At 42.3% G+C, this 14,253-nt stretch carries 11 protein-coding genes; all 11 read right to left on the reverse strand.

Going from position 1 to position 14,253, the window contains the following annotated elements:
* Window positions 1-26: 26 nt before the first annotated feature.
* The 11 genes from WC715_05705 to WC715_05755 all read right to left on the reverse strand — a co-directional run bounded on the left by WC715_05705 (window position 27) and on the right by WC715_05755 (window position 14,202).
* Window positions 27-866 (reverse strand): Bro-N domain-containing protein, encoded by an 840-nt coding sequence (locus WC715_05705; protein MFA6171911.1) that lies wholly within the window; start codon window positions 864-866, stop codon window positions 27-29.
* Between the two features lie 55 nt (window positions 867-921).
* On the reverse strand, window positions 922-2,748 hold the full coding sequence (locus WC715_05710) for a CAP domain-containing protein (GenBank protein MFA6171912.1): 1,827 nt from the start codon (window positions 2,746-2,748) through the stop codon (window positions 922-924).
* Between the two features lie 130 nt (window positions 2,749-2,878).
* Entirely contained in the window at window positions 2,879-3,643 is a 765-nt protein-coding gene (locus tag WC715_05715; GenBank protein MFA6171913.1) for an alpha/beta fold hydrolase, read from the reverse strand.
* A 78-nt stretch (window positions 3,644-3,721) separates the two neighbouring features.
* Window positions 3,722-4,045 carry a ribosome-associated translation inhibitor RaiA gene (gene raiA, locus WC715_05720; protein MFA6171914.1) on the reverse strand — a complete coding sequence of 108 codons (324 nt, stop codon included), beginning with the start codon at window positions 4,043-4,045 and terminating at the stop codon, window positions 3,722-3,724.
* A 40-nt stretch (window positions 4,046-4,085) separates the two neighbouring features.
* Window positions 4,086-4,466, reverse strand: a complete 381-nt coding sequence (locus tag WC715_05725) for a response regulator (protein MFA6171915.1) — start codon at window positions 4,464-4,466, stop codon at window positions 4,086-4,088.
* 22 nt (window positions 4,467-4,488) lie between these two features.
* Entirely contained in the window at window positions 4,489-6,639 is a 2,151-nt protein-coding gene (locus tag WC715_05730) for an ATP-binding protein (GenBank protein ID MFA6171916.1), read from the reverse strand.
* A 47-nt stretch (window positions 6,640-6,686) separates the two neighbouring features.
* Window positions 6,687-7,643, reverse strand: coding sequence for a class I SAM-dependent methyltransferase (locus WC715_05735; protein ID MFA6171917.1), 957 nt, complete (start codon window positions 7,641-7,643; stop codon window positions 6,687-6,689).
* A gap of 99 nt (window positions 7,644-7,742) precedes the next feature.
* Window positions 7,743-8,429 (reverse strand): lysophospholipid acyltransferase family protein, encoded by a 687-nt coding sequence (locus tag WC715_05740; protein MFA6171918.1) that lies wholly within the window; start codon window positions 8,427-8,429, stop codon window positions 7,743-7,745.
* A 620-nt stretch (window positions 8,430-9,049) separates the two neighbouring features.
* Complete coding sequence (locus WC715_05745) at window positions 9,050-9,415, reverse strand: hypothetical protein (GenBank protein MFA6171919.1); 366 nt, start codon at window positions 9,413-9,415, stop codon at window positions 9,050-9,052.
* A gap of 293 nt (window positions 9,416-9,708) precedes the next feature.
* Window positions 9,709-11,979, reverse strand: a complete 2,271-nt coding sequence (locus WC715_05750) for an O-antigen ligase family protein (GenBank protein ID MFA6171920.1) — start codon at window positions 11,977-11,979, stop codon at window positions 9,709-9,711.
* A gap of 69 nt (window positions 11,980-12,048) precedes the next feature.
* Window positions 12,049-14,202, reverse strand: a complete 2,154-nt coding sequence (locus WC715_05755; GenBank protein ID MFA6171921.1) for a CARDB domain-containing protein — start codon at window positions 14,200-14,202, stop codon at window positions 12,049-12,051.
* Between the last annotated feature and the right edge of the window lie 51 nt (window positions 14,203-14,253).

A 14,253-nucleotide genomic window follows, 5' to 3' on the forward strand; every position in this document is an offset into this window, starting at 1 on the left:
AAAAACTCCTTAGGGTGTTTTGAGAATTATTTCAGCCGATTTTTATTTTCAGGTGTTTGCAAATAGTTATCTTTGGTGGAAACCTTTTTACCACTTTTCTGCTCTAAATCCTTTCTCGCTTTGCCGGCTACGCTTCCGCCTTCTATTGCTGTTAATTTGTTACTATAAAATCCTTGAGCATTTTTATTTTTGGCAATCTCTGTAGTGGAAGCTTCGCCAAGCATAGTGAAAATCAACTCCAAATCATTCATATGATCACGCAAATTTTCTCTCTTTAAGCCTTTAAATTTTTGGTATTGGCCGGGCGTCATACCGAAAGTGGCTTTGGAAATTTCGGCAGTTAAAATTGCGTATTCCGGATTTTCCTTTAAACCTCGCTTTTTCCACTCGTTTGTCAAAGTTTCACGTATTTCAATGCCGCGCATGCGTTTTTCAATCCAGGCTTCAGAATAACCTTTTGCTTTATAAAACGATCTTGTTCTTCTTGTCGCTATTTCAGGATCTTCAATTTCCTGAATTCGCTCATAACCAACCCTGGCCAACCAACGTTTAAATGGTTCGGCATTAGGCGATGGAACGGCTTGAATAATACGAAATATTGTTTCCGTGCTGGCACAGTCTGTTTCTCTCATTTTTCCGTCTGGAGCGGATAATTTCAACTGTCCGATTTTTTCGGACACTTCAAAAAATCCTTCTTTTATCAGTTTTTTCTTCAAATCGCTCCAATATTTTCTTGGTCTGTCAGTTCCGGTTAATGCCTCGATAATATCAATTATCGAAAACCACCATTCACCCTTGTAAATGGTTTTGCGAATTTCCTTCTTCTGGAAGATCGCAATTTTAGTTATTTTATTTTTATCGTTCATATAGTAGTTTTTAAGACCCTATATTTGATGTCTTTATTATACGGTTAAATCTAATTTATATGACAATCAAAGCCGCTAACAATGCGATTAGCCCTAGAGTCTTTAAAATTACATGCGGGTGCTGTTTTTTTATATTGACCAGAATGTTGACGAGTAAAACTATTGAAGCGATAATAATAAGGAGTATATAATAAATAGAACTGATATTCAAAATTTGCCTTATCCCCGCCGGCTGATAGGTTTTTAGAAACGAATATTGGTCAAACAGCGAACTTTTTACCGGGGTGATATTTTTCCAGTTGACATCAGCGGTGGCCGCGTTGCCGGCATAATCGGCTGCCGTTAAGCTGGCCAAAACGACCGGACTGAAAATTTCTTCCGCCCCTTCTTTAAATATTATCAGGCTTCCTGACCACTTATTCGGGTCAGAATCGTCTTTTTTCAAATCGATCTGGTAGCTCCCAAAGTTAACTTTTGCCTCCGCCGTATCCGGGCTTAAATATGCGCCGGCAAGAATAATCCTTTCATTTTTTCCTTCCGGCGCGTCGACAATCAGCTGGGTTCGCCCCTGGTCAATGGCCGGCGCGGAAGTATCGATCATTAAGCTTTTCACGTCCGAAGCGGAAGTTTCCTCTCCCCGCGAGGCTATGGCCTGCAGACTGTGCTGTCCTTCGTCCAAATTTAGCGTAATTTTAAAATAATCATCTGCCGCGGGTTTAGCCGCCGAGTAAATTTCTTTTCCGTCATCTATCAGCCGGACTCTTTCGGATTTGGGAGAAAAAATCTCGAAGGCAACCTCCTTTTTATTTTGAAAATTTTGCGCGGGCGCCAATATAACGGGTTCGGCCAAGGGCTCTAATTTAACTATTTCCCCGGCGGGTGCGGTTTTTTCGGGTTTGGCTTTTATGCTTTCTGCCGCCACCTGGGCTTTTGGCTTTACTTCCGGCAGAGCGGCTGGCGGCAAAGGAGCGGCTTCAGCGCTTTCTTTTATTTCTTCTTTTTTGGCGCCGAAATATTGGGCGACTAAAGTCGTTTCAGTCTTTTCATACAAGCCGCTCACCGCGCCCACTCCAATTTCGGTAAAATCCGGGTCAATAATATTGGCATAATGCGTCTTTGAAGCCACCCAGGCGTTAACCACTTCTTCGGGGGTGGAAAACCCCATAGCTAAATTTTCACCGGCTACGGAGAAATCATATCCGGCTTTTTTCAGCCAATCGGAAAGTTTTTTGTTGTCCGGCCCGACATGGGAAAAATACTGGCCTAAAAGCATATCCTGGGCTTTGCTGTAAGCCGCCTGATTAAGCTTCGCGTCCTCGGCAAGGCGCGGACGCTGGAGTCCATCCCTTATTTTATTAGTCAATTCGATAATTTTTCTGCTTTGTTCGGCCATTACGTCCGGAGTTAGCCAGGCAGTCATAGGCATAACTAAAAATATCCCGACCACTAAAAACTTAATCGCGATTGACCCGGCCGTATAAAAATAAAGCCGCTTCGGACGCAGAGCGTGCGGAAGATAATTATTACCCTCGTGGGGTATAAAAAAGTCTTTTAACCGGCCTGAACCCGTCGGATTCAATCCCATCCTCACTTCGTCGCCGTCCGTTATTCCGTCGCCGTCCGTGTCGGGGTTATTGGGATCAGTCCCATACACATACAGTTCTTCATAATCGCCCAACCCGTCATTATCCGAATCCTTATTTAGAGGGTCAGTCCCCAGCAGAATCTCCAAAGCATCCGGCAATCCGTCGGCGTCCGAATCTTTTAAGGCAGATTCTTCTTCCGTACCGACGCCCTCATCTTTTTTCGGGGCCTTGATTTTTTCCGGCTGGCGCAGATTCCTTACCTGGATAAAGTTGATTTTTTTTCCTTTTTTTCGCATTTAAATGGCCTAAATCGGATTAAAGCTATCTTTATTATAGCAAATTTTCCCGGCCAAAACAAAATAGCCGCCCGGTTTGGGCCGCTATTATAAGAAATAATTACCTAATCCGCGAAAGATCCGCAATCTTTTATATTTTACTCAAAAATTCGTAAACCTTTTCCATAGTAAGGATTTTCTCCTTCTCGTCAAACAGGTCAAGGTCATGGTTGTCCAGAGGCAAATATTCAACCCTTTTTATTTGGGATTTTACGTTATCAAAGATATAATTAGCGCTTTTCTTTTTTATTAAATCGCTTTTTTCCGCCTGTAGGATAAAAATCGGCGATACGATTTTCATCACTTCGTTTTTGGTGCGCGAATTGATATATTCGAAAATCTTTCCGGCCGTCTTCACCGGAACATACTCATAGCTATGTCCGTCAGACTGATAACCGCTCCGGTAAAAAGCTCCGCTCTTACTAACTTTTTCTATGCCAAGAAGTTCTAAAATCGGCTGGGCGACTCTTAAAGACACCCAGAGCTTAAAATTAAAAAAGACCGGAGTTTCTAAAGTTACCACGCCTTTAACCTTGTCCGGATGCTTGGCGGCCAGGCTAAGGCAGATATTTCCGCCAAAAGACGCTCCCACCAGATAAACATTATTGTGATTCCGCAAAATCTTATTCAATTCGTCCTCGGCCTGCATAAACCAATGTTCAGGATAATAACTGTTTATATCCTTAAAATCGTCTTCATGCCCTTTTAGCACCGGAGAGTAGATGGCGTATCCTTTGTTTTCTAAATATTTAAACAAAAAATCAGCCCCTTCCAGCTTGCCGCCCAGGCCGTGAAAAAAAAGAATAGCCCCCTTTTCACTGGCTTGTACTTTACTTTTTCCTTCAATATTAGCCATATTTATAGTTAATCTAGCTCATATTTGTTAACTAATGAATAATATCACAAAAGTAATAATTTGTCAATTATTTGGCAATTATTTCTTCCTCCGGCTAACTGTTTTCTTATCCTTATATTTTTGTATGGCAATTCGCAGATGGTCTTTTACCTTGTCAATCGCCTTGTAAATATCCTTTTCGGTTTTCTCTACCCTTAAAAGTTCTCCCGGCAGGCTCAAATTAACTTCAGTCCGGTAAATTTTTCCCGAAGACTGCCCGCCGACAGCGAGCCCTACTTCGACATTGCAATTGGTCGGCCGAAAGCTTCCCATGTATTTTTCCAGCATATCCATCTTTTTTTGGATGTACTCTTTAATTTCCGGAGTCAGTTTGATTTTCGTCGCTTTAATTTGTATTTGCATGATATTCAATTATCAATTTTAAATTGATAATTGTTAATTGTTAATTTATTTTTAAATATTCTTTCGCCCTTTCCGCTACCTCCCTGGGAATAAATTCGCTTTTATTCATAAAATCAAGGGCTCCTTCCTTTTTTACCATCGCCGGTAAATCTTTTTGGTTAAAATTAGACAGAATCACCACCTTGGTGTTTTTTATTTCCGGATCGCTCTTAATCGCCTTTAATATATCCCTTCCCTTTTCCGGTCCGAGCAAAAGATCAAGGAAAACCAAATCCGGATGCTCTTCTTTAATTGTTTCAAAGGCGGCGGCTTTGTTCTTGGCGGTAAAAACCAAATACCCAGCCTTAGTTAATTCCACCTCATACATAAGAACCTGATCCGGATCGTCTTCAATCAATAGAATCTTTTTTTTGTCAGTCATAATTTTTCCTTTATCCTATGCTTTAGCTCCCGGCCAAAGTAATTAAAAAGGTAGATCCCTTCCCTTCTTCGGTTTTCTCGATGCAGATTTTTCCGCCTATGTGGCCTTCAACTATTTTTTTGACGATAAAGAGGCCGAGGCCGGTGCCGTCGGTATACATGGCGATTGCGTTTTTAGCCCGGGAAAATTTGGAAAACAATTTCGGCATATCCTCTTTAGGGATGCCAATTCCGGTATCAATCACCCTAATCTCGACATTTTTGCCGTTTACCTTGGCATCTACGTCGATTTTTCCGCCCTTGGGCGTATATTGGATCGAATTGTTAACTAAATTGCCGATGGCCTGTTCCAAGTATCGATCATCCGCATTAAGAATAGGTAAAGGCTTAGCCGGCAGGTTTAGAGACAGCTTGATGCCGGAATTTTTTATCTGGATTTGCTTGTCTTCGATTAATTTTGTCAAAAGGACGTTTAGGTCGACTTTGGAAAACTTCAAAAGCACGTTTTCGGTATCCATTTCCGAGGCGCGCAATATATCATTAATTATTTCCGCCAGCTTGTTGGATTTGAATAGCACGGCTTTTAAAAATTCGTCCACTTTTTCTTTCGCCAGTCCGCCTTCTAAAATCATCGAAATCATCCCCTTAATTACCGACACCGGGGTTCGGAGCTGGTGCGAGGCAATGTCTAAAAATTCCGACCGCATGATTAAGAGTTTTTCCAGATATTCGTTCTGCTTCCTTAATTCACCCGTCTTTTCCTCAACTTTCTTCTGCAGGTTCTTATTCATTTCACCGATTTCTTTATACAACAACGCGTTTTCGATGGCAATTGTAGCCTGCGTACCGACTATATTCAGTACGTTGATATCCTCATCATTATACATGTCGCCCGATTCCTTTTCCCCTAAGGCAATGAGCCCGGTAACTTGGCCCTCAACGCCCAAGGGAGATAATGCGGCAATTTTGTAGCTTTCCAAAAGCTGTATTGATTTTATTTTTTTAGGCGAATTTTCCCTTTTTAATTCCTCAACAATAACCGGAACTAAATCTTTTCCGTTCTGGCGATAGAGGCTTCTGGTGGCAAAAAATAATTTTTTACAGTCAATTTTACTGTTAAAATTGTCCTCGACAATGAAATCGTTATCCCTGTCTTTCACCAATGTTAGCATCGATTTTACATGAAAAGCGTCGTTTATTGTGCTAAAAATTATATTATAAATCTTGTTCGGATCCAAAGTTGATTTTAGCTTGTCGCCTAACCCGGTAATCAGCGCGTTGCTGTCATAAAGTGATGTAAAAAAGTATCGGTTAGAAACGTTTTGAAAATAATCTTTTATATTGGGAAGTAAGAATATAACAACGGCAAGTATAGTGAATTCAGAGAATAATTCGTGCCCGACAAAAAATTTATTAAAAACGAATCTAACGCCAAAAGCTATGCCTAAAGCGGAGAATAAGGTCAATATAAATACCGTCCATTTACGGAGCACTAACCTAATATCCATGAGATGGTGGACGATAATTGAATAGCCGAAGACAACGGAGTAAGCGACGACTAATGGACTTCCCAGAGGAGGAAACCAGTCCTTACCCATCATCAGCGGAAAATTCGTCGAACCTCCCAAGAAACCAAGTATGGAACCGAACAAAACGTACTTAATTTGTTCGCGATAAACGCCAGTCGCGTGGCGCAATTCCTTTAGCAATAAAATTATTCCGTACAATATCAGACTTAGCCACCCGACTACAAGAAAAGTTATGTAGAGCCAGCCGGCTTGGGGGAAGAAAATAAAATAAAATATTTCCTTAGTCCCGCTTATATAGTGCTTACTATAACTAAATAGCAGGAATACCGAAGTAATAAGATAATAAAAAATCAAAGTTTTCTTTCTTTTCTTTCCAAGAACGTTTAAAATCCAGTTTATATAAAAAACCGGGATTAGCGTTGCTCCCATGTTTAAGGTTCTTGACCAAAAAAGGGCGGCCTCCTGGCTCTTGCATAAAAGCCAGACTCCGTATGAAAAACTCCATATTACTACTCCAAGCGACAGGAATCCAAAAGACCGATTGACTGGATTTTTTATATCTTTACGCAGAACCGAAAACCCTAAAAGTACCGCGACAACGGCAATTACAAAATGGCTTACAATGAAAAAGTTTAGATCCAGCATAATTAGCGCCTGGAAATAAGATATAAACGAGTTAGCTTGCTAAAGTATTATTCGAGCCGGGCTACGGTCATTTTGTGGTGATGCAAAGGTTCATCATAAAATTCGCCGATCGGTTTCCAGCCGGTAGCTTCAAGAATATCCAATACATCCTGGTTTGTTTTGTAATCCATATACCAGCCGGTAACTTTCATCAAAAAATCAGTCAGGGGATCATCATATATGAGTTCTTTCTGGGCGGTACTGCAGATAACGAGCCCACCGGGTTTTGAGAACAGCCTCATGCTTTTCATCACTCTTTTGCTAACGTCCATCGGTAGCGGGCACAGCACCCCGACCAGAATTATTAAGTCAGCCTGTCGCAGATCGGCTTGGGAATATTTTTTGCATTCAAAGCTAAAACACTCCTCCATGCCGTTTTCTTTCACTAATTTTTTTCCTATGTTGACTGCGGCCGGATCAATATCAATATTCCTTATCTGCACCTTCTTCTTCCATTCAGGATATTTTTTTAATACTTCAACCATATCCCTCCCTGGCCCGGAAGCGACATTGTCGATTAACAGTCTCTCTCCCTTATAAATTTTCTCCAGCCATAACGGAATATTATCCCTTAAAGCAATCAGCCGGCGGTGAATCTGGGTTCCAGCCTTGCTCTTTAAATAATATTGGTCAACCGGCGGTACTTTGTCTTGTTCGTAAGCCAGATATAAATATTCAAAGGCTTCGGCCGAACCGGGAAATCTCTTAATAATTTTTGCTGTTTCGGAATTTTTGAGCATAAAATCAAGAATATCCTTGGTTAAAGGGTTGTCTGGTTCAAATAAACATTCCTTAAATTTAACTTGGATATCGGGCGGGAAAGTGCTTAGTAAATATCTTGCTTCTTCAGTTTCCAAAATCCTTTGCTTTAAGCAATGAACCAGCTCCTTAGAATACAGCGAACGGTCAAAACTAAAATCAAGAGAAGTTTTCTTCTTATTTTTCAAAAACGCTAAATTAAACATAATTTTAGAGCTTTCCTATCTGAATTTGTTTTAAATTCTCTTTCGCTCCTCCTGTAATAATTCTACCATAATCAGGAACGGTACCGCAATAAAATCCGCTTAGGCGTTCGGGCTGGTCTTGTATTCCATTTCCGCCAACCGGGCAATCCCCTTCATAATTACATTAGTTGCCAGCCGATAATTATTCTTTAAGTCCAAATTATTTGAAAAGCGGCTCAAATTTATGGCTTGTCCAATTTCGATTTTAACAATCTTCTTCATAGCGGGCAATATTTTATAATGCGGTAATATTTCGTATGTATTTTTTATTCCGACTGGTATGACCGGCACTCCGGACTCCAGCGCAAAGCGAGCTACTCCGGTAAAGGCTTTTTCGATCTTTCCGTTCCGGCTTCGGGTGCCTTGAGGGAAAATTGCCAGGATTTTATTGTTTTTAAGAGCTTCCAGGCCGGCGGCAATCACTTCGTTTTTATCCGGAGCCTTGCGGTCAACTTTTATCTGGCCGGTGTAAATCATTAATTGCTTCAGGCATGGAGCGCTAAACATTCTTTCGGCCGCTAAAAAAGTCAGTCTAACATCCGGCAAAGCGCTCATCAGGCAGATAATATCCATGTAGCTTTGGTGGTTGGCGGCAATTATGTAAGGGCCTTTTTTAGGTAAATTTTCCTTTCCCTTTATTTCTTTTATCCAGATTAGCCGGACCAAAGGCATAAGAAGCCGAAGTATTGCATATAAAAGCTTGCCTCTAATCGTATTTTCTTTGCCAATGGAGAATTGTTTACTCATAGTCTTACCTAATTTTACACTATATTTTTTATTTCTTCAAATTTTTATTTTTGCGTATTTAGACTATTAAACATAGCTGAACATTGTTTTTATTTAGTTATTATGCTAATATTGCCGTATAAACCACGTATATTTTAAAAAATCACAACTTTATTGAAATATCAACACAAATAACAAGGGCTAGTGTTGGCCATTTATTGGGCGAACACTAAAAAAGCAGTGCACTTTTTAAAACGTGGGGGAAGGACATGAATATTCGCATCGTCGTTTGTATTTTTCTCGTTGTCGCCACTCTCTCCGGATGCGCCTCATCCAGCGGCCAACGGGCCGCAAACATGGCAACCGGCGCCGCCATCGGAGCTCCGACTGGAGCGGTGCTAGGATTTCTAGGAGGAGCCCTGGCTGGCGAAGGGGGGTCTGCGTTCGGAACCTGGGTTGGTGCCGCCGCTGGCGCAGGTGTTGGCGCGTTCATCGGGTCAATGGTCCCCGTTGACGACGAACAAAGGCCCGTAACTCCATGATCCTTACTCGCCAAGATTCTTTTTCTTGGCCAAACAAAAACCCGCGTTCAGGAGATCGCGGGTTTTCTTCTTTTATTTTGAAATTAGTTTAAAATAAAACTACGCAATCTCAACCGCTTCAACCGGCTTTCCCTCTAACTTTCTGATTCTCTTTTCAAAACGGTCGTGGGCCAATAAGTTCGTATCATGCTCTTCTTTGTGATCTTCAAAGCTTTTGGTCAGCTTATCTACGGAATTTAATATTTCGCTCTTCCATTGAAACATATCGTCCTTGGTCGGTAAATCCTTAAAGTCTTCCTTTGTGGCAAAAGTCTTAAACATTTTTTTTCCAAACTCCTCAAATCTCTGATCCGTTTTCTCATCTATTTTTTTTCCAAACTCCTCAAATCTCTGATCTAATTCCTGCCTAAGAAACCCTTTGGTAATAGGTTCTCTTTCTTGATTTGGCGTTAAAATAGTTGTCATACCCCCTTATTTAATTCTTAATAATAATTTTGGAAATACTTTTCCTAAAATTTTTATAGATTCTTTCGCGCAATCAGTACATAAATCTAAGTATTCGAGAAAACATCTGCTTATAGCTACCCCATAAGTGTCATTCAAACTAATCCTTACATGTTCTTTTTTAAGTGTTCTATTGCATTTATCGCATTTTGTAATAGTTGCCATATATTTTTTTCTTGTTTGATCATTATAGCTCTTTTGCATTTCCCGGTCAATTTTCATCGGTTCACCCCTATTCCAGCGCGTCCGCCAGCCTACTTCGCCTCAATTTGCTTAATAAACTGCAGGGCGGCTGATTTTAGGCTGGGGTCGATTTCCCCGACTTTGGCGGCCGATGCCTTGGCCGACTCCTTATCGCCCAGCTGTAATTGGATTTTAGCCAAATCCACCCAATGCTGGGGATTATTCGGCTCCATCTCGGCCAGCCGGCCCATTAAATTTTTCATTCTTTCCCATTCGTTTTTCGGCTGATAATATGCAAATAGCACTTTAACGTAATCAGCCGAAGTAATTGACGACACGCCGCCTAAATCAAGGCACTGCCCGGAGAGCTCGTAGGCTTTGGCCTCGTCTTTCTTAAAATAGTAAATCCGCGATAAATGGCAGTAAGTTTCCGCGTATTTTGGATTAAGTTTTTGCGCGTATTGCAAAACTTCAATCGCCTTGTCAATTTCTCCCCGGCTTAAAAAAACCTGGGCCCGCTCAAAGTAAACCGGCACCCTTCCCGGGCTCGACGCGATCGCCTTGTCAATCGCCTCTTCGGCTAATTTCGAATAATAATAAAATTTATCCGAATTGGAAAAATAGGCCGAGGCCAGGTAATACATCTGCCCCAAGACCAGTTCGTACATGCTGTCGGCCGGATTCAATTTTGCGTTTTTTTCCGCCAGCTCAACTCCGTATTTAATAATTTCTTCCCCTTTATCCGGCGCGAGCGAGAAAAGCAGGGGGCTGTTTTTTGTAAGGGAAACGACAAAGGTATTCCGCGAATCGCGATCTAAGGGAGTATTATAGCTTAAGGCTTTTTTGTACGCTTCGGTCGCTTTTATAATATCCCGGTTAACGCTGAATTCCATCTGGCCGTCAATCGTTGCGGAGAGCATTTCTATCGGCTTAATATTGTACTGATAAACAACTATTAGCATAACAATCCCGGCGACGGTTCCAATAGCCAGCCCGTTTGCTTTAATTTGCCTTTCTAAATCAATTATTTCTTCCCATTCATCTTCCTCCTCTTCTCTGTCTTCGCCCGGGGCGCCGCCGGCCAGCCAATGAATATAAGCTAAAAGGATCATCAGGGGAATGTAGGTCGCCAGGGCGTCAAAAACAAAAAGGTTCTGCAAAAAATAGGCGATAATCAGGGTGGTTAAAAGTCCGAATTGGGTTAGGTCCAGCCGCCCGGCCCGGTAGCCGCGGATTAAGAGGTAAAAGCAAATCGCGAAAACGGCTAAATAAGTTAAGGCCCCCAATCCCCCGGCAGTTGAGGCAATATCGACTAAATTATTATGGGCCCGGTCAAAATAAGTTTCCGAGGAAGTATAGTTATAAAAATTCGGGTCAAAATATTTGTCAAACGTAATGGCAAAATTTCCGTAGCCGGTGCCTAAAATCGGATGCGAGGGGAAATCTTTGGCCGCTGTTTTCCAGGATATAAGCCGGGTTTGCAGGGTCGCGTCCGTTAATTTACTAGTTGTAATTCTCCTTAAAAAGGCTGAATTTTTTACCAGCCCCGCGTCTTTATAGGCAAATATCAATACAACCGAAACAATAGCTAAAAATATCAAAGCGCCGCTAATTTTTTTGGCTTTTTTGTTTTCTCCTAAAAATACGTAAAGCAAAAGGAAGATTATTACTCCTATGCCAAAGCCGAGGTAAGCGCCGCGGGTTCCGGAAAAAATTAAGGCGATAAAAGCTAAAAGTCCGGCCGCCGCGTATAAAGCGTTGATCAGCCGGTTTTTTTCCTTCAGCATTAATATGGCGATGAAGTAAAGGCTGAAAATCGCGAAGGCGCCGACGTAAGCCGCGTTGCCGATCGTTGAAATTACCCGGTCGGTTCCCCAGGGGCTATTAAAAATCCCGTAGCGCTGGCCGATGCCGACAATGCTCACTATTACCGAAATAAGGGTAAAGGCGATAAAAAGCAGTTTCCAGTCTTTCCATCGCCGGAACACGGTAATAATAATTAGGTAAAATAAAAGGAAATGCGCTAAGTGAAACCACCCGAGCATCCTTTCAATATCCCCCCAAAAGCTTAGATTAAAATCAACGCTGAAAATTGTCGAAATAAGGAGCGCCAAAAAAAACGCGCCAATCCCGTAAGTAACCAGGCTTTTTTTCGGCCGGGCTTCGGGGTATTGCAGAATAAAGAAAATCCAAATTACGCCCAATATTTCCAAAAGGATATTAAAGTAAATCTGCTTGGAGGTTATATAGGGAAAAAGGAGATTTTCAAAAACTAAAATCAGCGATATGAACGCCAGGCAGACTCCGCCGATAAGGATGTTTTTATAGTATTTGGCCGGCATAAAATGATTAATTTTTGGCTTAATTAGAGCCTAGATAAAAATCGAAGCGCGAATGAATTATTAAGCTTCTTAAAGCGAACTAAAGTCATTATTGGAAATCCCCAATCCCAGGCCGCGCATTACGCTAAAGGCGTCGGCCGGGCGGCCAAGAAAATATCTTTTGCCGTCTTTAGGATTAACATACCAGGCTTCGCCTTTTCCTTCAACCTGGAGAAGAATCTTCCCTTTTAGCGAGGAGGCCAGGGTAGCGTCCAATGAAATTTTCTCTTTGGTTTTTACGGGTGAATAGCCGGTCGAAAGCTCGCTTTTGTCTTCGAACCCGTCGCCGTCCGTATCTTTTTTATTTTTGTCAGTCCCGATCGCGTCTTCAAAAATATCCGGCAAACCGTCCGCGTCAGTATCAGCCCCGGACAAAGAATTTAACCCAACCGGAATTTTTTCGAGAAGCGAGGTTTTTATTCCTGTCCCTTGCGCCCGCATTACGTTAAAAGCGTCTTGGGGCCTTCCCAAATAATACATTTTTTCGCTCTTGGGATCAAGGTAATAGGCTTCGCCTCCGGCCTGGACTTTTAGGATGATTTTTCCCTTTAGGCTGGAGTATAATTTTTTATTTTTTATGGAAATTGCCGAACCGCCGGATGTTGAAGGACTGGCGCCGCTGGCAGTAGAACTGTTAGAACCGCTCGCGGCCGAAGAAGAGCCGGAGGAATTGGACGCAGTTCCGGACGCGGCGCCCGAAGCGCTAGGCGATTCTTCCGTCGTCTGGCCAGGCGCGATAACCGGGTCTTTTAGCGGCGTGGTAAAAGCTGAATAGGCCGTTTCCTTAATTATATTATTTAAAGCCGATATGGCGCGGTAAGTATAGGTTTTTCCCGGCCTTAGGTCAGAAAGTTTGACGCTGTGTTTTACGGCGCTGGCGCTTTCCGCCGCCGCCGTCGGGGATACTGGAGGATTTTCATCATATTCGACTACTCCCGAGGCCGAGCGCGTCGTCTCCCATTCAATCTGTACCGAAGTCGAGCTAATAAGCGTTACAACAGGCAAAGTCATTAAAAAACTTGACCTTTCCGCTTCGTTAAGATAGACGTTAGCGTAAGTCGATGTGGCGTTATTATATTCATTTAACTCCTTAAGCCGGCTCACTTTATCAAAAGAAAAGCTTAAAAGATTTCTTCCGGACTTTGAAAATTTTCCCGAATAGCTATAAGAAAACCGCTCGCCCGGCTCTAACGGATCGGCTAAGCTCGGGTAAGCGTCATGCTGTTTCGAACCCATATCAAATCCGTAGAAGCTGTAGGCAATATTGTCTTCATGCAAAGCAGTATTGTCGGTTATTCCGACGTTTCCGGTATTTTTAACCCAATAGGTGATAACCGCCGGCGCATCGACCAGCGGGTCTTCCGGGCTTACATCAACCTCGTCAAGCGACAAATCCACCTGGTCGGCCGGTACAATCGTTATGGTTTTTTCCTTTTTATTATTGTTTTTTTCATCAGCTTCATAAACTTCGTCATCCATGTCGACTGCAAAGGAAGCTTTTTTCTCTCCGGCGGAAGTGAATTTTCCTTTAAAAACATAATAGAAGCTGCCGTCCGGCAAAATATAATTTTCCAGCGTCGGCGCCGGAATGGAAGTGCTCTCGATTTCAAAATCAGGAATGATCTTTTCGTACTGGGAAAGTCCAAGCGGGGTATATATATTCCTGGTGCCGTTATTCTTTATTTTTATTTTCACTTCGCAAGTCTGGCCGGCCGCGATTTTTTCCGGCACCGTTATAATATCTTCAACCATCAAATCATCGCCCTGGACAATTACGCTTTGCGACAATGTATTATTATTTTCGTCCGGCTCTTCCAAAATATTCGAGGTATCAATGGCAAATGACAGACTGCGCGACTTAATCGTCGTAAATTTCCCGGTAAAGGTATAGGTCTGCTCTTCATTCACCGCCAGGCTAACGGCCGGAAAAGTATAGCTTTTCGTGTCAACGGTAAAGTCGGGAAAAGTATAGCTAAAGGCCCGGAAAAACTGCTCCAAGGCCTCGCCCGGCCCAATATTCTTCGCCCTAACGGTAATTACCGCTGTTTGGTTGTATTCGGGGCTTGATGGGCTTACGGTTATTGATGTAACCGCGATGTCCCCTCCGGTTACGGCACCAGCCCTAAAAACTCCTAAAGCTAAAATAAAAATTCCTAAAAGCGGGAAGATGAGATATTTCCGCATATTGCATGGGGAGGAAACGGCTAAGCCATTTTCCAAAGCGAATAAAGATAA

The organism is Patescibacteria group bacterium (genome assembly GCA_041661505.1).
Classification (GTDB): domain Bacteria; phylum Patescibacteriota; class Patescibacteriia; order Patescibacteriales; family JBAZCA01; genus JBAZCA01.

What these genes read in the sequence shown, in the direction of transcription:
- WC715_05740 (MFA6171918.1), bottom strand. Translation starts at nt 8,429, where the DNA reads ATGAGTAAACAATTCTCCATTGGCAAAGAAAATACGATTAGAGGCAAG.
- WC715_05705 (MFA6171911.1), bottom strand. Translation starts at nt 866, where the DNA reads ATGAACGATAAAAATAAAATAACTAAAATTGCGATCTTCCAGAAGAAG.
- WC715_05710 (MFA6171912.1), bottom strand. Translation starts at nt 2,748, where the DNA reads ATGCGAAAAAAAGGAAAAAAAATCAACTTTATCCAGGTAAGGAATCTG.
- WC715_05755 (MFA6171921.1), bottom strand. Translation starts at nt 14,202, where the DNA reads ATGCGGAAATATCTCATCTTCCCGCTTTTAGGAATTTTTATTTTAGCT.
- WC715_05725 (MFA6171915.1), bottom strand. Translation starts at nt 4,466, where the DNA reads ATGACTGACAAAAAAAAGATTCTATTGATTGAAGACGATCCGGATCAG.
- WC715_05745 (MFA6171919.1), bottom strand. Translation starts at nt 9,415, where the DNA reads ATGACAACTATTTTAACGCCAAATCAAGAAAGAGAACCTATTACCAAA.
- WC715_05750 (MFA6171920.1), bottom strand. Translation starts at nt 11,979, where the DNA reads ATGCCGGCCAAATACTATAAAAACATCCTTATCGGCGGAGTCTGCCTG.
- WC715_05730 (MFA6171916.1), bottom strand. Translation starts at nt 6,639, where the DNA reads ATGCTGGATCTAAACTTTTTCATTGTAAGCCATTTTGTAATTGCCGTT.
- WC715_05715 (MFA6171913.1), bottom strand. Translation starts at nt 3,643, where the DNA reads ATGGCTAATATTGAAGGAAAAAGTAAAGTACAAGCCAGTGAAAAGGGG.
- WC715_05735 (MFA6171917.1), bottom strand. Translation starts at nt 7,643, where the DNA reads ATGTTTAATTTAGCGTTTTTGAAAAATAAGAAGAAAACTTCTCTTGAT.
- raiA (MFA6171914.1), bottom strand. Translation starts at nt 4,045, where the DNA reads ATGCAAATACAAATTAAAGCGACGAAAATCAAACTGACTCCGGAAATT.